Source organism: Lysinibacillus irui (assembly GCF_028877475.1).
Taxonomy (GTDB): domain Bacteria; phylum Bacillota; class Bacilli; order Bacillales_A; family Planococcaceae; genus Lysinibacillus; species Lysinibacillus irui.
The window spans coordinates 1,896,099-1,916,554 of record NZ_CP113527.1 but is presented as its reverse complement, the minus strand read 5'-3'; the positions used below and the strand labels follow the sequence as shown (position 1 = coordinate 1,916,554).

General features: G+C 39.8%; 29 protein-coding genes. 11 read left to right on the top strand and 18 right to left on the bottom strand.

What is annotated here, in order from left to right:
- Window positions 1–17 precede the first annotated feature (17 nt).
- The 3 genes from OU989_RS09455 to OU989_RS09445 all read right to left on the bottom strand — a co-directional run bounded on the left by OU989_RS09455 (window position 18) and on the right by OU989_RS09445 (window position 2,182).
- Window positions 18–569 carry a DUF1697 domain-containing protein gene (locus OU989_RS09455; RefSeq protein ID WP_274796889.1) on the bottom strand — a complete coding sequence of 184 codons (552 nt, stop codon included), beginning with the start codon at window positions 567–569 and terminating at the stop codon, window positions 18–20.
- Window positions 570–659: 90 nt separating this feature from the next.
- Window positions 660–1,697 carry a threonine aldolase family protein gene (locus OU989_RS09450; protein WP_274796888.1) on the bottom strand — a complete coding sequence of 346 codons (1,038 nt, stop codon included), beginning with the start codon at window positions 1,695–1,697 and terminating at the stop codon, window positions 660–662.
- Window positions 1,698–1,732: 35 nt separating this feature from the next.
- On the bottom strand, window positions 1,733–2,182 hold the full coding sequence (locus OU989_RS09445; protein ID WP_274796887.1) for an NUDIX hydrolase: 450 nt from the start codon (window positions 2,180–2,182) through the stop codon (window positions 1,733–1,735).
- Between the two features lie 411 nt (window positions 2,183–2,593).
- Between OU989_RS09445 and OU989_RS09440 the strand changes: the two genes are divergently transcribed.
- Complete coding sequence (locus OU989_RS09440) at window positions 2,594–2,824, top strand: hypothetical protein (RefSeq protein WP_274796886.1); 231 nt, start codon at window positions 2,594–2,596, stop codon at window positions 2,822–2,824.
- 1,987 nt (window positions 2,825–4,811) lie between these two features.
- On the opposite strand, the gene OU989_RS09435 is transcribed toward OU989_RS09440, so the two are convergent.
- The 3 genes from OU989_RS09435 to OU989_RS09425 all read right to left on the bottom strand — a co-directional run bounded on the left by OU989_RS09435 (window position 4,812) and on the right by OU989_RS09425 (window position 6,184).
- Window positions 4,812–4,979, bottom strand: coding sequence for a hypothetical protein (locus tag OU989_RS09435; protein WP_274797402.1), 168 nt, complete (start codon window positions 4,977–4,979; stop codon window positions 4,812–4,814).
- 80 nt (window positions 4,980–5,059) lie between these two features.
- On the bottom strand, window positions 5,060–5,608 hold the full coding sequence (locus OU989_RS09430; protein WP_274796885.1) for an integrase: 549 nt from the start codon (window positions 5,606–5,608) through the stop codon (window positions 5,060–5,062).
- Window positions 5,609–5,800: 192 nt separating this feature from the next.
- Complete coding sequence (locus OU989_RS09425; protein ID WP_396631739.1) at window positions 5,801–6,184, bottom strand: KGG domain-containing protein; 384 nt, start codon at window positions 6,182–6,184, stop codon at window positions 5,801–5,803.
- A gap of 212 nt (window positions 6,185–6,396) precedes the next feature.
- Here OU989_RS09425 and OU989_RS09420 point away from each other — a divergent pair, with 212 nt between their 5' ends.
- The 3 genes from OU989_RS09420 to OU989_RS09410 all read left to right on the top strand — a co-directional run bounded on the left by OU989_RS09420 (window position 6,397) and on the right by OU989_RS09410 (window position 8,644).
- Window positions 6,397–7,017: a hypothetical protein gene (locus tag OU989_RS09420; protein WP_274796884.1), complete on the top strand. Its 621-nt coding sequence runs from the start codon at window positions 6,397–6,399 to the stop codon at window positions 7,015–7,017.
- Window positions 7,018–7,111: 94 nt separating this feature from the next.
- A complete protein-coding gene (locus OU989_RS09415) occupies window positions 7,112–7,819 on the top strand; it encodes a DNA alkylation repair protein (protein WP_274796883.1) in 708 nt (235 codons plus the stop codon).
- 216 nt (window positions 7,820–8,035) lie between these two features.
- Window positions 8,036–8,644, top strand: coding sequence for a copper amine oxidase N-terminal domain-containing protein (locus OU989_RS09410; protein ID WP_274796882.1), 609 nt, complete (start codon window positions 8,036–8,038; stop codon window positions 8,642–8,644).
- A 43-nt stretch (window positions 8,645–8,687) separates the two neighbouring features.
- Here the strand turns inward: OU989_RS09410 and OU989_RS09405 are convergent, their stop codons facing one another.
- On the bottom strand, window positions 8,688–8,972 hold the full coding sequence (locus OU989_RS09405) for a hypothetical protein (protein ID WP_274796881.1): 285 nt from the start codon (window positions 8,970–8,972) through the stop codon (window positions 8,688–8,690).
- Between the two features lie 114 nt (window positions 8,973–9,086).
- Window positions 9,087–9,866 (bottom strand): N-acetylmuramoyl-L-alanine amidase, encoded by a 780-nt coding sequence (locus OU989_RS09400; protein ID WP_274796880.1) that lies wholly within the window; start codon window positions 9,864–9,866, stop codon window positions 9,087–9,089.
- Window positions 9,867–10,175: 309 nt separating this feature from the next.
- Here OU989_RS09400 and OU989_RS09395 point away from each other — a divergent pair, with 309 nt between their 5' ends.
- Window positions 10,176–11,114 carry an aminoglycoside phosphotransferase family protein gene (locus OU989_RS09395; protein ID WP_274796879.1) on the top strand — a complete coding sequence of 313 codons (939 nt, stop codon included), beginning with the start codon at window positions 10,176–10,178 and terminating at the stop codon, window positions 11,112–11,114.
- Here OU989_RS09395 and OU989_RS09390 read toward each other — a convergent pair.
- Entirely contained in the window at window positions 11,081–11,905 is an 825-nt protein-coding gene (locus tag OU989_RS09390; RefSeq protein ID WP_274796877.1) for a DnaD domain protein, read from the bottom strand. The genes OU989_RS09395 and OU989_RS09390 overlap by 34 nt on opposite strands.
- 171 nt (window positions 11,906–12,076) lie before the next feature.
- On the opposite strand from OU989_RS09390, the gene OU989_RS09385 reads away from it, so the two are divergent.
- Window positions 12,077–12,460, top strand: a complete 384-nt coding sequence (locus tag OU989_RS09385; RefSeq protein ID WP_274796876.1) for a VOC family protein — start codon at window positions 12,077–12,079, stop codon at window positions 12,458–12,460.
- Between the two features lie 37 nt (window positions 12,461–12,497).
- On the opposite strand, the gene OU989_RS09380 is transcribed toward OU989_RS09385, so the two are convergent.
- The 4 genes from OU989_RS09380 to OU989_RS09365 form a co-directional block, all read right to left on the bottom strand.
- Window positions 12,498–12,917: a hypothetical protein gene (locus OU989_RS09380; protein WP_274796875.1), complete on the bottom strand. Its 420-nt coding sequence runs from the start codon at window positions 12,915–12,917 to the stop codon at window positions 12,498–12,500.
- 107 nt (window positions 12,918–13,024) lie between these two features.
- A complete protein-coding gene (locus OU989_RS09375) occupies window positions 13,025–13,333 on the bottom strand; it encodes a hypothetical protein (RefSeq protein ID WP_274796874.1) in 309 nt (102 codons plus the stop codon).
- A gap of 103 nt (window positions 13,334–13,436) precedes the next feature.
- Window positions 13,437–13,646: a hypothetical protein gene (locus tag OU989_RS09370; protein ID WP_274796873.1), complete on the bottom strand. Its 210-nt coding sequence runs from the start codon at window positions 13,644–13,646 to the stop codon at window positions 13,437–13,439.
- Between the two features lie 945 nt (window positions 13,647–14,591).
- Window positions 14,592–14,876 (bottom strand): DUF5316 domain-containing protein, encoded by a 285-nt coding sequence (locus OU989_RS09365; protein ID WP_274796872.1) that lies wholly within the window; start codon window positions 14,874–14,876, stop codon window positions 14,592–14,594.
- A 121-nt stretch (window positions 14,877–14,997) separates the two neighbouring features.
- Here OU989_RS09365 and OU989_RS09360 point away from each other — a divergent pair, with 121 nt between their 5' ends.
- The 4 genes from OU989_RS09360 (at window position 14,998) to csaA (ending at window position 16,509) form a co-directional block, all read left to right on the top strand.
- Window positions 14,998–15,483, top strand: coding sequence for an NUDIX hydrolase (locus tag OU989_RS09360; RefSeq protein ID WP_274796871.1), 486 nt, complete (start codon window positions 14,998–15,000; stop codon window positions 15,481–15,483).
- Window positions 15,483–15,839, top strand: a complete 357-nt coding sequence (locus OU989_RS09355; RefSeq protein ID WP_274796870.1) for a DUF7668 domain-containing protein — start codon at window positions 15,483–15,485, stop codon at window positions 15,837–15,839. The genes OU989_RS09360 and OU989_RS09355 overlap by 1 nt, the downstream gene beginning before the upstream one ends.
- Before the next feature lie 77 nt (window positions 15,840–15,916).
- Window positions 15,917–16,093, top strand: coding sequence for a hypothetical protein (locus OU989_RS09350; protein WP_036128914.1), 177 nt, complete (start codon window positions 15,917–15,919; stop codon window positions 16,091–16,093).
- A gap of 83 nt (window positions 16,094–16,176) precedes the next feature.
- Window positions 16,177–16,509 carry a chaperone CsaA gene (gene csaA, locus OU989_RS09345; protein WP_274796869.1) on the top strand — a complete coding sequence of 111 codons (333 nt, stop codon included), beginning with the start codon at window positions 16,177–16,179 and terminating at the stop codon, window positions 16,507–16,509.
- 11 nt (window positions 16,510–16,520) lie between these two features.
- On the opposite strand, the gene OU989_RS09340 is transcribed toward csaA, so the two are convergent.
- The 4 genes from OU989_RS09340 to OU989_RS09325 all read right to left on the bottom strand — a co-directional run bounded on the left by OU989_RS09340 (window position 16,521) and on the right by OU989_RS09325 (window position 19,720).
- Window positions 16,521–17,405: an AraC family transcriptional regulator gene (locus OU989_RS09340; protein WP_274796868.1), complete on the bottom strand. Its 885-nt coding sequence runs from the start codon at window positions 17,403–17,405 to the stop codon at window positions 16,521–16,523.
- A gap of 727 nt (window positions 17,406–18,132) precedes the next feature.
- Window positions 18,133–18,690, bottom strand: a complete 558-nt coding sequence (locus OU989_RS09335) for a cysteine hydrolase family protein (protein ID WP_274796867.1) — start codon at window positions 18,688–18,690, stop codon at window positions 18,133–18,135.
- A gap of 63 nt (window positions 18,691–18,753) precedes the next feature.
- Entirely contained in the window at window positions 18,754–19,392 is a 639-nt protein-coding gene (locus OU989_RS09330; protein ID WP_274796866.1) for an O-methyltransferase, read from the bottom strand.
- Complete coding sequence (locus OU989_RS09325; protein ID WP_274796865.1) at window positions 19,376–19,720, bottom strand: hypothetical protein; 345 nt, start codon at window positions 19,718–19,720, stop codon at window positions 19,376–19,378. The genes OU989_RS09330 and OU989_RS09325 overlap by 17 nt, the downstream gene beginning before the upstream one ends.
- Before the next feature lie 152 nt (window positions 19,721–19,872).
- On the opposite strand from OU989_RS09325, the gene OU989_RS09320 reads away from it, so the two are divergent.
- A complete protein-coding gene (locus OU989_RS09320) occupies window positions 19,873–20,073 on the top strand; it encodes a hypothetical protein (protein ID WP_274796864.1) in 201 nt (66 codons plus the stop codon).
- A gap of 210 nt (window positions 20,074–20,283) precedes the next feature.
- Here OU989_RS09320 and OU989_RS09315 read toward each other — a convergent pair whose 3' ends face one another.
- Window positions 20,284–20,439 (bottom strand): hypothetical protein, encoded by a 156-nt coding sequence (locus OU989_RS09315; RefSeq protein ID WP_274796863.1) that lies wholly within the window; start codon window positions 20,437–20,439, stop codon window positions 20,284–20,286.
- Window positions 20,440–20,456: the final 17 nt, after the last annotated feature.

Here is a 20,456-nt window from a genome sequence, read left to right as displayed (position 1 = left end):
AATACTGTTTATTATTCTTACTGATCCACCATAGCAGCGAGCTTCATCATCGTTTTCCAATTGCGAACAGTTGCTGGTACTTCCAGTTTAGGCAGCTGTTGACTAAGCTTGGCATTACGGATGCTATCGTAAAATAACAGATAGACATCTCTGCCATTGATGATACAACGCTCTTTTTCACTTTCATATGCTACTAATTTAGCACCATTCTCTTCCATAGGTGCCATTGGCAGTAAGGCGACATGGAGACTTTCCCCTGTTGCTGTAGCACTTGCATCCGCTATGTCTTGCGGTGAAAACGGACAGTTTTTTACGATGGCTAGCAGTTCTTCGGCAGTTCTAATCATCACGATACTTGAGATATTGAAAGCTGTTTGGATGGTTTCTTGAATTTGCTGCTGTAAGCGTACCTCCGATTCACTTGATTCAAATAATATATTGCCACTTTGAATATAAGTCCGTATATTTTGCAGGCCTAGTGGTATAAGAGCTTCTCTTAATTCAGCCATTTTCAATTTATTGTGCCCACCTACATTAATGCCTCTTAAAAGTGCTACATACTGCGTCATGGATGACCACCTTTCCTTTCATTACTATTATAGCAATCATGAGGGAATATTAGGAAAAAACTGCACCCAACAAATAGGTGCAGTGGATGATTAGGCTAATTGTTGAATGTCCTCGATCAAACGATCCACATTCTCCTTTTTAGTAGCCCAGCTTGTGCAAAAGCGAACAACGGTGTGTTGATCATCGAATGCTTCCCAAATGGAGAAGGAGTAACTTTCGCCTAGTGTTGCGAGCAAGCTGTTCGGTAAAATCGGAAATTGCTGATTAGTTTTTGAATCATAGCGCAGGTCAAAACCTTTGTCGATAAATGCCTGGCGAATTAGCATCGCCATGTCAACAGCATGATGGGAAATATCCATATAAAGTTGATCTTCAAATAAAGTTTCAAACTGAATGCCTAATAAGCGACCTTTGGCAAGCAGCCCTCCCCTTTGTTTGATCATGTAGCGGAAATCCTTTTGGTATGCGGGATTGACAATCACCACGGCTTCGCCAAACAATGCCCCCATTTTCGTGCCACCAATATAAAATACATCACAAAGCTTGGCGATCTCTGCTAAAGATAAATCGCTATCTTGCGCCACAAGTCCATAGCCTAAACGGGCTCCATCTAAGAACAACGGCAGACCATACTCTCGACAAACGTCGCTTAAAGCCGTTAATTCTGCTTTACTATATGTCGTGCCATTTTCCGTAGGATGTGATATGTACACGATGCCTGGCTGCACCATATGCTCATGTGTGCTGTCTTGCCAATGTCCTTCGATGCATGCTTTCACCTGTGTAGCCGTTAACTTGCCATCATCACTTGGCAATGTCAAAACTTTATGACCAGTCGCTTCGATTGCCCCTGTTTCATGTACCGCAATATGACCCGTTGTTGCTGCAATTACCCCTTGATGTGGACGCAGGATAGAGGCGATCACAGTAGTATTCGTTTGCGTTCCTCCAACTAAAAAGTGGATGTCTGCCTGCTCGTCTGCAATGGCTTTTTTAATATAGGCACGTGCTTTTTCCGAATGCTCATCCATCCCATAGCCTGGTGATTGCTCTTCATTCGTTGCTACTAATTGCTCTAAAATTTTTGGATGTGCGCCTTCCGCATAATCGTTTTCAAATCGTATCATATTTTTAGTCCCTCCAAATTCTCTCTATCTATTGCTTATTTTTTATGAAGATAATCATTTATGACTTGTTGATCTGGCGGGCTCATCTTCTTAGGCAGCTGATCCAGTGGAAAAAATGCTATCGCTATTGCTTCTTCTTCATCATACTTTAATTCACCTGAAAAGCTACGACATTCATATGCCGCAATGACATTAAAAACTTCATCCCCATGTGGATATTGATAATAAAATTCCTGACCAGAAAATACGTTTAAGAGCTCTAAGTCAGTAGGAATGAGTCCACTCTCTTCATACATTTCCCGGATGGCCACCTCTTCAAGTGTTTCTCCCAATTCCATCGAACCACCAATTAGTCCCCAGCACGCATTATCCTTACGATGCTGTAGAAGTAGCTCGATGTTTTCATTGAAAATGAGGACACTTGCGCCTACCATGATCAGTGGCTTCGTGCCGACCTCCCGACGTAAATCCATGATGTAGCCCATAGTTCCCCTCTAAATCTATTTTTTCAGTTCCTATTATTATATTACGGTATTTTGTTCCCTTTGCGCTATTTGTTTATCTTTAAAACAACTTATAGCCCCCACATAATGTAGTCTTGTATCACAAACCACAAATTTTTCCATCAAACGGATTCCATCGATTATCGTAGGACTTGACGTTATTGTCCTATTAGTGAGAATAATTAGTTAACCATTTGTAGGAAAAAGGGATGCCGTTTTTCAAATGGTAGATAGAATGCCAGCTTATGATTGGTGATTGTAATTATCCATCTTTATCCGGGGTATTTTTGGCACAATCCATTACCCACTTCGCTATGTCTGGACACATATTTTTCATACATACGAAGACCACAAATTATATATAATGGATATGATAGGAAATGGAGGTGCGATATGAATAACGACAAGAACGGCAAAAAAATACTAATAACCATTGGCTGGCTATCGGCTGTGCTAGCTCTTGGCTTTTTCCCCCTATTTTTAGGAATTGTCGCATGTTGTATGGGTGTTGTTCTGAAAAGAGACTATGAAGCAACAACACATGGACGTGTGTTAATGTTCGCCGGGGTAATTGGTTTTATTGGAGGGTGGATCATCAATTATATTCTCTTGCAACTCTTTTAGTTCTATGAAAAAGCGCCGCTATATCATAGGAAGTATGTTGCTCATAGCGGTTTTCTTTTGTTTCAGCCAAGTAAATTGTCATTTTACAAGCCATGCGTAGCCATTCATTACTTTATTGCCAAACATATCACCGATGAATCAGCGCAATAAATAGAAATTGTAGAGAAACCAGTCCCAGATATTTATTACCTGCTCCTGAAAACAAAGGATTAACACAGTTAAGAAAACCCTCGTTGAATGGCAAGTGACTGCAAGTATAATTCCCCCTAATGTCAATCTGGCTAAGTACATGCTAGATGCAAAAACAAGACAATTAAAATAAGTCGTACATATAACCAAAGCTGGAGACCTGTATATTAGGTTCCAGCTTTATTGATAATGGAGGTTCTACGGAGGTCTTGGGCATTCTGAAATATATGCTTTTAACAGTTGACCTCGCTTTGGAGCGGTGGGTAACTTTTTGGGATCACTTTAGATGACGCTTTGGAGCGGTTTGACACTTTATTTGATCACTTTGGTCACTCCTTTGAGCGAGTTCCCATTCTTTTGGATCACCTTGACTTCGCTTTGGAGCGGCTTCATACTCTTTTGGATCACTTTGGTCACTCTTTTGAGCGGGTTCACTCTCTTTTGGATCACTTTGACCCAACTATGGAGCGGGTCCACACTTTTTTGGATCACCTTGCTCTCACTTTGGAGCGGGTTCACTCTCTTTTGGATCACTTGACCCAACTTTGGAGGGGGTCCTAACTACTTTGGATCACCTTGACTTCGCTTTGGAGCGGGTCCTAACTCTTTTGGTTCACCTTGACTTCGCTTTGGAGCGGGGCCTAACTACTTTGGATCACCTTGACTTCGCTTTGGAGCGGGGCCTAACTACTTTGGATCACCTTGACTTCGCTTTGGAGCGGGGCCTAACTCTTTTGGTTCACCTTGACCCCACTTTGGAGTGGGTTCTAACTCTTTTGGTTCACCTTGACTTCGCTTTGGAGCGGGGCCTAACTACTTTGGATCACCTTGACTTCGCTTTGGAGCGGGTCAGACCCCTTTTGGATCACCTTGAACTCACTTTGGAGCGGGTTCACTCTCTTTTGGATCACTTTGACCTCGCTTTGGAGCGGGGCCTAACTACTTTGGATCACCTTGAACTCACTTTGGAGCGCATTCCACTCCAACTTGATCACTCCAGTCACTATTTCGAGCTAGTATCCAACACTTTTAAAGAATTATCTTCCATTTTCTACTCAGTCAGCGGATGAGCCACAGGACGAATCACTGGTCGGTGAACTTGAATCAGCACAATGATGGCTGTCTTGTGAGGAAATCTGTGTATTATGGGTTAGAAAATCGTTTGTTGAGTGAATATGATGTGATTGATCGTTCGATTTATTGTGTTGTTTACTTACATTACTGACGATACCAACAATAACGATGATCCCTAAAAATACAATAAATAAAGACAATTTTTCCAACTCCTCTCATTAGTTATATAAATTCTAACATATATTCCTCTGTTTAAAGTAGGCATTGATGATATTTGTAAATATATCTGTTGCCTCTCTCTACCTGTTGACCAATAATGGAGGATACGCTTTATGTTGGTGGATAGATTGCTCAATGTAACGGATAAAATCAGAAAAGTAGTGGATAGCTCGCTCATTGTAACGGATAAAGCAATCAAAGTGGAGGATACGTTTTATTCTGGTGGATAGATTGCTCAATTTGACGGATAAAATCAGAAAAGTAGCGGATAGCTCGCGCTTAGTGACGGATAGAGCAATCAAAGTGGAGGATACGTTTTATTCTGGTGGATAGATTGCTCAATTAGACGGATAGAATCAGAAAAGTAGCGGATAGCACGCGCTAAGTGACAGATAGAACACTGTAAGCTACAGGATACGCCCCTCAAAGCGAAGTATCCTCGACATTGGTCCAAAAATTACCAAATTAAAATAACACCACAATCAAAGTGATTGTGGTGTAGAGGTTATGATTGAGATTTGCGTGCTTTGTTTGAACGATTACTTTCGTTCGAATTTTTCTTTTGTTCCTGTGTTAAAGGATTATCTTCACGCACATCTAAATCATCTGGACTTAAATCTGTCGCTAATTCCGCCAATTCTGACTGGCGTTTATATTGCTTACCTTTTGTCAAAATAATCACCTCCAAGTAGTATTACATTGCCCTATTTGGTATGATCTATTCCCAGCAAGGTATGAAATAATGATTTCTAGCTATGCTAATTGAACAACCTGCTGGTTCAAAAGATGGTGATAGGCTTGCACATCTTGCTCATATAATGTCTTATATGTTGCAAGGCTATGCTGCATTATATTGTCAAACTCTGTTTCCGATACGAACTGGTGTATATGGTTAAGAGCTCTTGCGTTATCCCATGCTGTTTGCTCAAATTGAATATTCATTTCGTGTTCTTCAAGCATCATCGTTAATAGATGCTCCTGACGATAAATCTCCTTTAAGGAATATTGTTTTTTCATCGTAAAAATTTCAATTGTGCGTGGTAGTGATGCTTGTAATGCCTCACGATCCATCGCATGCCCTAGTTCATGTAAGGTCATTGTTTTTACATACACCTCAAGTGAAATTGGCAGCTTTAGCTCATTTCTCGCTTCTATTAATCGTTTTGCATCAAATCCTACATAATCCCCAATGAAATTGTAACTCATATTAATACCCGAATGGTCTTGTTTTATCGTCACCGTCATGCCAACAGCCTGTATGACGGCGTAGATTACATCATATAGTTCTTTTTCTTTTGTCATGTTTCTATCCTCATTTCCTCTAAAACACAAGCTATTGATACTATAATAGAAGCGGATTAAATATATACTACAATTAGGAGAAATTCAACAAATTTATCCTGCGCTTTAGAGGAAATGCACAATAAAAAAGCGTTTGTAGTTAATCAACTACAAACGCCTTTGGTGTGAAGGGTTATATTATACGTGAATAATTTAGTTGTTATCGTTATTACGACGGTTACCGTTGGAGTTATCACTACGCTGCTTACTGCGAGCTTCTCCACCTTTACGGCCTATTTCCTCATAAAAATCGTCGTCGTGATTTTTTGAGGTAGCTTCTCCGCCTTTGCGTCCAATTTCTTCATAAAATTCTTCGCCGTGGTTTTCAGCCGTAGCTTCCCCACCCTTGCGTCCAATTTCCTGATAAAATTCTTGACCGTGATTTTTAGACGTAGCTTCTCCGCCTTTACGTCCAATCTCTTCATAAAAATCACGATCATGATTTCTGGAGGTAGCTTCTCCGCCTTTACGTCCCGCTTCTTCGACAGTCATGTTTTCATTGTTGTTTCTGTTGCGATTGTTTTGCTTGTTAGCCATTTCTATTCCTCCTAAATATTTTTTTGAGCTTTGACTAGCTCGCTATTTATATTCCCAGCTCAAACACATCTAAACATATTTTCTTAAAAAACTTATTTTTCTATCTTAATAGAACTCTTTCTACCCCGTTCAAAATCTCGATAAAATCATATAATTTTACGCTTGCCAATATAATACTAATCTATGGAAGATGAAAGAAGGGTGATGTGAGCGTGACGATTATAACAAAGCCATCAATTGGTTTAACTCAATTTACAGACTTTACGATGAAAGGAAGTGCAGCTAAGACGAAGTTTGTGAAAGATATAAAATATCAGGGAGATTATCATCCGATTAAAGATTATTGGAAGGCCTTACGCGACGGTTTAAAAAAATACCATGAACAGCGCTTGAATGACTCCTATTTACTCGACATTGTGGACAATGCCCTCCCAGCCCGACAGAAAAATTATCAAGAAGCTGTAAAAGCCTATGTGAAATTCTTTAAAAATAAAGATGTAAAATGGTTTGAACCTGGTAAGGCTAATTGGTATTGTGAGGAATTAACAGTAAGATCAAATCCTGAACTCGGTTTAATTATCGATGATACCCCCTATCTAATAAAGCTATATTTCAAAGGAAAAAATGAGCGAATTGATAAACATAAATGTCGATCTGCCCTGACCCTCCTAAAGGATTCCCACTACTCAACGGAACATCCAGAATCAGTGAAACATGCCATTTTAAATGTGCAAAAAGGTCGCTTGATTATAGATGATGATTCTACTGACTATCACCAAATTGCCCTCGAGTCTGATGCCGCACAATTTATGTTTATTTGGAATAGACTTTAACACGCTTCGTGAAACAGCATCGACCATGACAAAAGGACATCCACTATAGGATAATAAGAATGACGTAGAAAAAAGCGAAGAAGGAAGTGCTAGTATGGATGCAGAAATGGTGATGCAGGAGCTAGAGGCTCTAGGCAAGGAACGTACGAAAAAAATGTATATGTCGAATGGTGCGCATGAGCCACTGTTTGGCGTAGCAACAGGTGCTATGAAGCCTATCGCGAAGAAAATAAAAATTGATCAGGCTTTAGCGGAGGAGCTCTATGCTACAGGCAATTATGATGCGATGTATTTTGCTGGGGTTATTGCCGATCCAAAGGCAATGACTGCAGAAGATTTTGATCGCTGGATGGATTCCGCTTATTTTTATATGCTGTCTGATTATGTCGTAGCGGTCACTTTAGCGGAAGCGCCGATTGCCCAAGAAGTGGCGGATGCATGGATTGCGAGCGGTGAGGAGCTGAAAATGTCAGCGGGTTGGAGCTGCTATTGCTGGTTATTAGGAAATCGCAAGGATAACGAATTTTCAGAGAGCAAGTTGGCCAACATGCTCGAAGTGGTGAAAACGACCATTCATAATGCGCCAGAACGGACTAAATCTGCGATGAATAATTTTCTCTACACTGTGGCCATTTCCTATGTGCCACTTCACGACCTGGCTGTTGAAACGGCACAGGCTATTGGTCCAGTAGAAATGAAGCGAGATAACAAAAAAAGCACGACACTCCACGCATATGAAAATATCCAAAAGGAAGTAGAACGAGGACGAGTGGGATTTAAACGTAAATATGTAAGATGTTAATTCGTTGCAGGGCATTGATCTAAAAAAGGGTTGATGCTCTTTTTTGGATAAACTTAGGTATAAAAAAGGCACTAACAAGACACGCATTCCATTGTCTGTTAGTGCCACTTTTGTATTCATTTAACATTGTTCTCAATCTAAAATCCTATAAAAACATGTCAAAATTTACTTTTTAATAGTATAATAACCATGTATTTCAATTTTAGGAGGATTTATATGAAAAAATTAGTATTATTTTTAGCGATGCTGACATTGTTTTTCGCTACAACCTCTATAGCGGACGCTCATCCTGGACGTCTAGATAGTAATGGCGGTCACAACTGTTCAGAAAAATCAAAGGCAAAGGGTCTTTGTTCAGGCTACCATTATCATAATGGCAATGGCAGCAATCAAGGTGGATCTTCTTCAGGCGGACAAAGCAACTATACGCAGACACCTGTAGTAACTGTTGCTCCTGCATTGACAAAAGTGGCGGTTTATTTGAATAATGAAAAACAAAATTATACGCCAGGTGCTTATATGAAAAATGGTACAACCCTCGTGCCAATGAAGGCTATTTTTGAATCGCTTGGGGCAACGGTTTCCTATGATAGTGCCACAAAAAAAGTGACGGCAGTAAAGGACAGTAAAAAAATTGTGATTGGTGTGGGGAATAAAAAAGCTTATGTTGATGCAAATGGTACTTCATCAACAATCACGCTTAGCCATCCTGCTGAAATTTATCAAGGAACAACAATGGTGCCTTTACGATTTGTTAGTCAGGCTCTTGGCGCAAACGTAACATTTGATGAGGCAGCATTGATTGTTTATATCTCAACAAAATAAAGAACAGGCTTTTCAGCAGTACTCTTGTTAGGGTGCTGCTTTTTTATTGTTGCTTTAAGTCAAAGTCGTATTTCTTGTTGATTTTTTTAGCAATCGTCTCTAAAAATAAAGCGACTGTCATTTTCTCGACTTTATTGGTATACCATGCTAATTTCGCTCCGTAGTTCTTTTTATTATAATTTACTTCTAGTGGCCAAAAATTTTTCGTTTTATAGGTATAATCAAACTTTACATATAATTGTTTTCCATCCGGACACTCCATAATTACTTGATATAATGGATTTTTCCTTTCTTGTTCAAATTTCACTTTTCTTATTTTTGTTATCATCCAAACCCCTCCTCTCTTCTACTACATTCGACAAAAGTTTGAGAATACCTCTATTCTAAGAAAAAGGATAAAGCTCTTGATTGCTAATGAGCTTTATCCTTCAGTATCCCCAAGTTAATTGGTTGCTATAAATTTATCGTAATACCGCTTGAGCATGGTCGCCATTTGCTCACGCGTGAGGACGCCGGCTGGGTTCATATTCTTACTGCCATCCCCACGGATGATGCCCTCATTAACAGCCCATTCCCACGCCTCTTTATGGGCTGCGCCTACATCCCTGCTTGATTGTAAACTTGCTTTTTCAGCCAACAAGCTTTTTAGCGCTTCGATTTCCTGTTTCAGCTCATTATATTGTGACACGGTTAATCCCTCCTCAAGTCCATTTTTAATGTCTTGCTGGAACTGTGCTTCTGTAATCCCCATGCTTTTTAAATAGTCAAAAGGATCTGAATGTGTGGTTCCACCCAAATTGTCGGCAATCCAACGATGGGACTTAATGCCATTACCACTTCCATCTAATACAGTAGGAATACCTGCCTCGATGGCTAGTTTACGTAACAGCCATATATATGCCGCATAATCCTTTTTAAATTGTTCCTTGTCAGACGTCCGCGCCAGCTCGACCTGGGCATAGCTATACGGATTGCCTTTCGGACCGCAGCCATATTGTACCCGATTCACTGGGGCTACTTGTACGATTCGTCCACCACCGCCTACCCAGTGAGATACGAAGGCATTGGCTTTATTTTTATTCATATAGGCAATCTCATTTTCCAATGCGTATGGCCCTGTATTACTGCTATTCCCTGATTCATGTGCCACAACGTATTTTACTGCCACAAGCGCCTGATTAGGTAACCCTGACATCATTTGTTTCTCAATAACATAACTCATAGTGCACCGTCCTTTCCTATCAATTTTTTACAAATCATACTTTTTATTTACAGTTCTAGGGAAATGTTTGTTGCTAAGAGGATCGTGCTCATGGGGCTTACTGCTAGAGAGGGAAGGACCCTTGAAAGCAAAGACATTCCCTTATTATTAGTAAATGCTCGCACTTATGTGATTTCTAGTTAGTTGTGCTCTTTTACTATGTTTTCAATATGAATTTTTTACCCCTTCCTTCTCTCCAAGATATTGACAAAGCAATGTCTCCTGTAGTATTTTGTATCTTCTAAAATATTGAAAGAGAGGGAGAAAAATATGCGTTTAGTAGATATTATGAATCAATTACCAAGCTTACACGGTTTTACGCACATGACAAAAGTCAACAAAGGCTATTCACCTGATGACAAATATCTCATAACCGTTGGGGAAACGCGTTATTTCGTACGATTATCAGACCTTGTGCATCACGAAAAACGCCAAAAGGAATTTACATTGCTACAAGACCTAGCAAAACAAGGTGTTCATACGCATAAAGCGATTGACTATACGGTGCTTCGTGAGGCCAATTTATCCGCAATGGTCGTCAGTTTTTTGGAAGGCTCCCCTGCAGATGAGACTATCCATCAACTCTCTGACTCCGAGCAATATCAGCTTGGGCTAGCTGCTGGGAAACAATTAAGCGCTATTCATCGAGTGAATCCCCCTCAAAACATGAATTGGGAGGCATCACAGCGAAAGAAATTCTTTACTTATTTTAAGGCATACCAACAGGACTCCTATCATCTTCCACAGGAAACTAAACTTGTGAGCTTTATTGATGCCCATTTGCCACTTTTAAAGCACCGTCCCATTACTCTACTTCATGATGATTTCCATCTTGGTCACATCATTTGTAAAGACCAGACGTTCAATGGGATTATCGATTTTAATGGCTTTGATGTGGGCGATCCCTATCATGATTTTTATAACCTCGCCTTATTTAGTAGACGACATAGCATCCCCTTTTGTATAGGGCAAATCAATGGCTACTTCCCCTCTGCTCCAGACGAGACTTTTTGGCAACTCTATGCCTTATATGCTGCAATGACTGTTTTTTCAACCATTGTGTGGACACGTCAATATGACCCACCATCCTTTGACGACGCCTTAGAGAGAATTCAGCTAATTTTACAGGATCATGATCACTTTTCATGGACGAAGCCAATATGGTATACGGATGATTATCCGCTCCCTAATAATGCTAATATTTTTTGACGTTCTGCTTCAAAATCAATAGCTGGCTGCTGATTACTTGGAGGGTCTTCTTCATGACGCTGATGAAACCACTTTGGAATGATTTCTCGACGTCTTTTAGCTTTCTTCGGCTGCACCTGTTGCTTACGTGCTTGAAAATGCTGTTGATCGATTGCGATATCTGCCAGACTTTTTATTTTGTTATTAAACCAATTTTGCAGGATTTTTTCTACATAACTCCAGCGTAAAACATTGTGTTCCACAGCTAGCTTCATCGCATGAACAACCATTTCCTCCGAAAAAATAGTGAGCCAATAATGAATTTTACTCGTGATATAGGCGCATTGAGAGCCAAAGCCTTGTTGCACATAAAAGTGAGAGGCAGTGGACATAGGTTTCTTATCATCATGATCTTTATTTTTTAGTAATTGGTTATTTAGTAACTTATTCTTTAGTAGTGTCGGCTTTTCCGTTTGCGGTGTTACCGTTGACGGATATCCCGTTGACGGCATGGCAGCACATGTTGGCGCTTCAAAGACGAAAAATTCCACCTTGCCAAACTTACCATCCTTTGTTCTTTTTTGTGCTTTTTGTAAATAGCCCGCCTCTATCAGTTCATCCATAATACTCGCTGTCGCTTCTCGCCCACATTTACTTCGTGTCGCTAAATCTGAAAGGCTAAAAGACCAATCATCTGGCAAAGACAGCATATAGGCAAGTAACCCCTTTGCTTTCCAGCTTAATTGGTCATCATTTAAAAATTCTTTGTCCAATACAACAAAATTCCCCTTTTTCGCTACGCGATAAATCATTCCCATCCCTCTTTCTCGCTGTTGTGTCTATCTTCAATACTTATATAAAGAAATTCCGAGAAAAAGGGACATTCATAAAAAAAAGACATGCCATAAGAGCACGCCTTTACAAGCAGGTGAAATCAAATTTTTAGCGAAATTATACTAAAACAATAGAAAGGTGGTAAATAAATGAAAATTGCAGCGTCCCCTCTTACTAAAAAAGTAAATAATGTTTTTATTCATGTCCGAGATTTACATCAATCAGCAGAGTGGTATAGTCAGCTTCTCGGTCTGCCCTATTCTCAAGAAAAGGTAGTATCTCCTGTTTACAATCTACCCGTTACCTCAGAAACAGGTATTACCCTAGATGATCACACATTTGATCCGGGCTTTAAGCTTCAGCCATCAAAACATGTGTTATTTAACTTCTACACCAATAATATTGACGATGCCTATCAATATATCAAAGACAAAGGCATTCCAATTGTTCGTGAAATAGAACGTTTTGATGACTTTGCTTACTTCAACATTCAAGATTTAGATGGGAATATTTTAATGATTTGTGATGGTTAATGAGCAAGCAGAAGCAAACGTTTGCTTCTGCTTCATTTTATTGATATAGCTCTTCATAAACGATGACTTTTAAAGCGGCGATTTCCTCATCTGACAGTTTCCCTTCAACCTTTTGCAGGGCTTCTTCTTGTGTCATCGAGCCATCTTGTAATTTTACTCGAATATCATTCAGCTCTGTGATCCCCACTTTTTGAATCAACACTTTAGTCGCCTCTTCTTTTGTCGTAAATGGCAATGTACTTCTATCTACCGTTTGGGCTTCCTCCATATAGGCCTTTAATTGCGGATCATTTTCAATCGTGTTTTTAATTTCGTCCATTTGCCCACTGTTTTCTAATTCTGTTGATAATGTATCAACAATCTTTTCTGAGGCAAATTTTGTACCGAAATGTAATACACCGTATCCAACCAAGCCAAGGAAAATTACGATGACCACTAGAAATTTAATAAATCTCAACTACTCTCACTCCTTTATCCACGTTCATCATACTATATCCAGTGGGTGGTTGAGAAACAATTCTCTCTAGAAATTATGTAAAAAAACCCCATCTATTGAGATGAGGTTTACTTCACGTATTTCAGATACTTTCGCACAAATTCCACAATGTATAGAACTTCTTCTTCCGTCATCGATAACAACTTGCAAACACGTTGGAGCCTAGCGGGAGATGTTAGTTGCTGGCGAACTTGATGGATATACATATATCTGCATTTACGAGGATTTACTTTGTCGCGTATTTGCTTGTATCGTAAGTAAGCATAACGTGCAAAGGCATTGAGCATTTCCCGCTCCTGCTCATCACGATCCTTTTTAATGGCAGCCTCATCAATCATGTCCGTTTCAAATGTCCGTGTGCCATCTGTTAATTGCATAGTACCACCTCTCTATTGCAAATGTACTCATCCCTATTAAATGCAACAAAAAAAGCCACACCTAGGGTAGATGTGACACTTTTTATGATTTTATATGTAACGACTATGAAGAGCGCATACGTTTCTGATCTCTCTTCTTCAAAATATAGCGCACGATGCTAAGCGTAATAACAATTTCATTAATTAATAGGAACTGAAAACTATAGACATGGGCATTTCGCCAATCATAAATACCCCAAACAATAAGCGTAAAAAGTACAACAGCCAACGTATATCTGGAGGCTTCTGGATAATAATCTTTTTCTTCTTCCATAGGGCACAACATCCTTTCTGGTTAGATGGATTGGATTTTTTGAAAACGGTTGGGTTACTGGAGGTGATGAATAATGTATCCTTCTTTTTTGATCGATAGCATTTCTCCAAATGGTTTAGGTGCCTAAAATGGCGGATAGAAATCTATATGTGACGGATACAACGGACAATCTGGTGGATAGCACGCCTTTTTTGATTGATTGCCCCGCTCCAGACGGATTGGCTGCTCAAACTGGCGGATAAAACATTAAATGTGATGGATACAACGGACAATCCGGTGGATAGCACGCCTTTTTTGATTGATAGCTCTGCTCCAAATGGTTTAGGTACCTAAACTGGAGGATAGAAATCTAAATGTGATGGATAAAATGGGCTTTCTGATGGATAGGATTCTATATGTGATGGATACAACGTGCTATCTGGTGGATAGAGCTCCTAGTTTGATCGATAGCCCCGCTCAAGATGGTTTGGTTCCCTAAAATGGCGGATAAAAATCTATATGTGACGGATACAACGTGCTATTTGGTGGATAGCGCTCCTATTTTGATCGATAGCCCCGCTCGAGATGGTTTGGATCCCTAAAATGGCGGATAAAAATCTATATGTGATGGATACAACGGACAAACCGGTGGATAGCACGCCTTTTTTGATTGATAGCTCTGCTCAAGACGGATTGGCTGCTCAAACTGGCGGATAAAAATCCATATGTGACGGATACAACGAGCTATCTGGTGGATAGAGCTCCTAGTTTGATCGATAGCCCCGCTCCAGATGGTTTGGGTCCCTAAACTGGCGGATAAAAATCTATATGTGATGGATAAAATGGGCTTTCTGATGTATAGGATTCCATATGTGATCGATACAACGGGCTTTCTGGTGGATAGCACGCCTTTTTTGATCGATAGCCCCACCCCGACGGATCAGTCACCCATTATTTCACAAGTCTTCACATGTAATAGGCGAAAATGGCTACAATCATATTTGGTAATGCTAGTAGTAAGGTGTTTTTCATGATACGATTGCGGTCGTTTCGATCTTCTTGCGTTTCTGTGGCGAAATTAGCACGTATTCTATCCCCGTTTGCCAAGGCTCCGGACATTAATATCGAGACGACGATGAAGATTCCTCCTAACAGCCCTGGAAGTAAATGGGCTTTCTCCGTGCCCCAGAAAAAGATTGAACAGAGCACACCTGCAATTGACAATACTGTTCCAATACTTACATACTTCATATGCAGTCCCCCTTATTCTAGTATACGATTAATTGTGCCTTTCGTTTCAAAATTATCCCAAAATGTACATATACAAACTTTTTAAAATTCACTACAATAGTTACGATAGGAGGTAACATGGATGATACAACAGTATGTCAATTGGAGCGGACAGTCTATTAAGCTGACATGGCTTCCTCAACAAATCTTACAAGAAAGTAGTAAAGTGACCAGTGTACATGGTATTTGTTTTCACCATGGTCGTGTTTTACTCGTGTACGTTAAAAATCGTGGATTTAATTATCCTGGTGGCCATGTTGAATTTGGGGAAACCCCAGAGGAGGCGCTGCATCGCGAGGCTTTAGAAGAAGGTTATGTGAAAGGTTCTATTCAATATATCGGTGCGATTGAAGTAAGTCACGAAGAAAACCCATTTTTTATTGAAGGCGGTAAATATCCAATGATTGGCTATCAGCTTTTTTACAAAATAACCATTGAAGAGTGTCTACCGTTTTGGGGTGAGCATGAAACAATTGACCGGATTTGGGTGGAGCCCGAGGGAGTGCCTGATTTAATCAACGATCATAAGTTAGCACATGTTATTTTGCAGGAGGCATTGACTATATAATGGGGTGGAATACGATGCAAATGGAGGAGCAATTAATCGCATTAACAAAAAAGACATTGGAAGATTTAGTACATAAAAGATATGAAAAACTTATACGAGAGCAAACACTAACGGAGGAAACGGCTACCTTTTTGCAGGAAGTTTTCGAGTTACAGGGCAAATTGACATGGCCACTTGATGAAGCATTGCTGGACATTGATGTGTATGAAATGAACGATCAAAGTTACTTTGTAACAGAGATACGCTATTTATGGTTTGACCATGAAGAAAGTGCTATTGTGCTATTTTGCAAAGCCTTTACGAATGCAGAAAAAACAGCAATTACTGCTTTTATTATCGATACGGTAGATGCTTAGTATAGTATGGTTGCAAATCGTTCATAGTAAGAATGGTGTGAAAATCATGCCAAATTAGACGACGGAGGGATCTATTTATGAATGGTATTCGTGAAGGTTTAATCCCCACTATTTTAGGGTCAGCAGTTACTGCAGCAGGGTATGCCATGAAGCAAAAACATGGTTCCAACAAAATGGTAGCTAATACCCTTTTTGGCTTTGGCTTAGCACACATTGTGTTAGGAGCCATTGACCTGGTAGAGCACCGTCGTTAAAAAAGGAAGAGCACTATGCGTGCTCTTCTTTTTTGAATATTTTTCTAGATAATGATAACATTGCTATAAAAAGGAGTCTATTTATGGCGACAATAGAAGATTTTGCAGCACTTGATATACGAATTGGCACGGTGTTGGAAGCTGAAGAACTGCCAAAAGCACGAGTACCCGCTATTAAAATGACGATCGATTTTGGTGAGGAGCTTGGTGTTAAACAGTCTTCTGCCCAAATTACTAAGCGCTATTCACCCGAAAAAATGATTGGTAAGCAAGTCGTGGCGATTGTCAATTTCCCTCCGCGTCGAGTCGCTGGTTTTAAGTCAGAGGTGTTAGTGATTGGTGGGGTGCCAGTTGAAGGCGATGTCATTCTGTTAACTCCTGACCAAGCCGTACCTAATGGAACGAAAATACGGTAGAGAGCCTCGCTTTATACAAGAGGCTTCATTTTTTGAATAGGTATCCAAATTTCACTTGTAAAGGTTGGCGAAGAGAATTCAGTGCTTGCATGACGGACAATTTCAGGCCCTGCTATTTGCTCATAGCCAGATGACGGGAACCATTCGGCATAAATGCGTCCCCATGTTTCTTGAAGGGTTTGCGGGAAAGGCCCGATCGCTTCAAAGACAGCCCACGTACAAGCAGGTACATCCAACTGTGTAAAATGGGTAGAAACGGTTTTTGTTGTGGCTACACCAATGTAATGATCAAGCTCACCCTTTTCCTCCATTCTCCCCTCTGAAAAATTAGCAGATGCTTGGATGATTCCCTTTGGCTCTACATTGGACAGCTTTTTAAGTTGTTCAATGTCCTCCATAGTTAAAGTGCGTGCCATTTCTGTAATGGCTTGATTTTCTCCATGAAAGACAATTGGTACTCTTTTCATAATACCAATGATGTGAAATGCTTCTTTGTGCTCGAGTCGATAATTCATTTCACTACCTCCTTTTATTGTTAGTTGGAAGGTCATCCTTGGAAAAGCTTTAAAGTTTTGACCACTTCGTCTTGCCTCGGATGGTGTGACTCCATGCATTTGCTGAAAGGCTCTTGTAAAAGCGTCTGCAGAGCGATAGCCATAACGCACCGCAATATCGAGAATTCTCATAGAGGAGTTCGATAGTTCCAGCGCAGCGAGAGTTAAACGCCTACGACGAATATACTCGGACAACGAGACTCCTGCTAAAAAAGAAAACATGCGTTTAAAATGATATTCTGAACAATAGGCAATTCTAGCAGCCTCCTTTAGGTTAATGTCCTCTGTTAAATTGTTCTCGATATAAGCAATAGCCTCATTCAATCTTGTTAATGAATCCACATCCATTACCTCCCTTAGTCACAACAATAGCAGGAAACGTAGCACCTCATCCGACAATTGGTGCACTATTTAGTCGTCCGACAAAAAATAATCTATTACACAGGCCAATAACTAGCATTAAAAGCTACTTTTTCATACATATAATAGTGTAAAGCTAATTTTAGCCTTACACCTCCTGACTTGATACGTAGGGTCACTGCTCACTCAGTGGCCCTATGAAGGTGAACAACCTTTGTGTATAAAAATAGCTTATATTACAATATTTGTAAATAAAATAATTGGACAAGATCTTCCCTTTCTTTTAATGGGATAACATACATACCTCTACATGTCTTCATTTTTGAAATTACCGCTTGTGCTATTGTACAGGAATTGTACACTATTAATAGGAAAACTATTACTACTAGTCGCAATTAGCTATGCACTTTATTTACATATACAAGATAAAGGAGAACAATAAATGGTACAAGAACATAATAGTAGGGATTACTCCTCTTGATCGGTTGGGTCAATGTGGCGTTCGCCCTTCTATTATTCCAAGCTTTTTGCGGGCTTATGGCTATATGTATGGGGGTCGTGCTTCGAAAGGATTATGATGCAGCTAGACATGGGCTACTTTTAATCATATTTGGCATTGTATGCACTATAGGAGGCTGGATACTCAATTTTCTCTATATGTAAATGTATGATAAATGACCAAGAACAGAGCATTCTTGGTCATTTTGAATTAGCGGTATCTATTATGAGTCGGTTCAAATAATGCTTCGTCAGCACTTCGCACAAGTGAGAAATGATCGACATTATAATGGCCATGCAGAATATTATTATGATGTGCTACTGTATCCTCTGGTGATAAGTAATCTGAACTGTTCGTTGAATGCCCATCAGCAACTAAGGTGACATCAAGCCCATGAATTGTAGCGGTTCTTACTGCTGTATCGATACAATGCTCCGTTTTACAGCCCATTATAACTACATGTTGGATATCATTTGCCTGTAAGTACTCGAGTAGGCCTGTGTTGTAAAAAGCATTTGTTGCATATTTATCAAAATAGCTTGCTGTCTCGGGTATTTGGATTGCTTGATGTACTTGAAAGCCATCCCCTTCCCCATCAGCTACATCTTTATCTCGGACAAAAATAATAGGTGCATTTGCCTCTTTAGCCTTTTCAATAACGGCATTGATTGTTTCCAGTAATTCATCTTTGCGATAGACGGCTTGTTCCTTGTCATTTCCTTCTATCAATTCCTGCTGCGCATCGATCACGACTAGTGCTTGCTTCAAAAGCATCTCTCCCTTATGGTTTTCTATCAATATTTTACCATTACTAGTTGCCACAAACATTAACTATTTTTTGACCTTGGAAACGGTCATGCCATCTCCAATTGGGAGAAGAATGGAATCAAGCTGTGGATGATTAGCCACTGTCACATTGAATTGTTTCATGATGGCCGTATAACGCTTTGGTGCGATTGTAAGATCTGCTACACTGCCTGCAGCGAGGACATTATCTGTCACGATTAATGCTCCAGGTTTTGCCAGCTTAATGCAATAAGCTAAATAATTTTCGTAGTTATCCTTATCTGCATCAATAAAGAAGAAATCAAAACGTCGCTCCTCTGCCACTAGCCTATCCAAACTAACAAGTGCGGGACCCGTTATATACGTAACGTGCTCAGCAAAGCCTGCCTTAGCAAGATTTTTAGCGGCTAGCTGTGCATATTTTTCCTCTAACTCTAGAGAAGTCAATGAGCCCTCCCCCTCGATTCCTCTTGCTAAACAGATGCCACTATACCCACCTAGTGCACCAATTTCTAAAATAGTCTTAGCCCCTGTAATCGATACGAGCATCGTCAGTAACTTTCCAGAGGAAGGTGATACTGAAATGGCGGGCATGACATTAGCCGCAATGGAGGCAAGAACATCCTCCAATATACTATCTTGCTGATAATATACCTCATCCATATAGTTATTCAGTTGTTTCATGTACGTTTTCTCCCTCTTGCTCCTGTGAGCCATCAGATGTATCTGTCGTTTCGCTTTCATGAATGTCAAAGAGCTGACTAAATTCCTGAATGACCATATCAATAGCCTTTAATTCGCCAATTAATATTTGTTGAATCGATTGAAACTCTGGCTGCTCCAATTGCTGTTTAATTGTTGCCCGTTTGACCTGTAGCATTTCTAAAAAGGATACTGCTTTTCCACGTCGGAATGTTTTAGCTCCTCGCTGTGCTGTACCATCCATGCCTCTGTGACGCCCCCCACGGTGATGTCCTTCTCTCATATGTTCTCTAAATCCTGTACCTCTCATCTCGTAAAAGCCCTCCTTTGTATACATTTGTATACACTTAATTAGAACTTATTGTATACAAATGTATACATAGTGTCAATCAAACATAATCCTTTGTTGATTGAACATATGCTAAAGAAGAGCAATGACGTAAGAAGATGGGGGTAAGATGATTGAAAAGAATTATAAAATATGTTTTGGCGGTCGGTACTTTAGTCATATTGTCGGGCATATTTTTAATTGGTGTGCAATCCCACTATAATCAAAAGGAAATTAAAATCGCTAGTAAGCTATGTCTTGAAAATGGAGGACAGCCAAAAATCGTACGAGATTATTTGGCATTGAATTATTCTTTTTCATGTCAAAAGGACTGAGGTTGTACATAATGTATATGGGGATGGGGCAAATGCTTATGCTAGAAATATAAGAAATTTTAATCTACCACTGGGGCAAATGGCTAGCAAACGACTCTACTTTCACATATGTATAGTAGTGTAAAGCATTTCTAACCTTTCCTCTCCTGTTTTTGAGGTCACTTTCCCCAGGAAGGTGACTTTTTTCATTTTAGTGAACAAAAAAAGACGTCATATAGACGCCTTTAATGTTTGATCGATATCCTCTATCAACCTATCCACTTGTTCCTTTGTTATCTTGATGACATATAATTCTGTCGTTTCGATTCCATCTTGGTTTGTTAGGTGTTTAGGATATTGACAGTTATTTGATATCTCATTGTCCAAACAATCACCTCTTATAA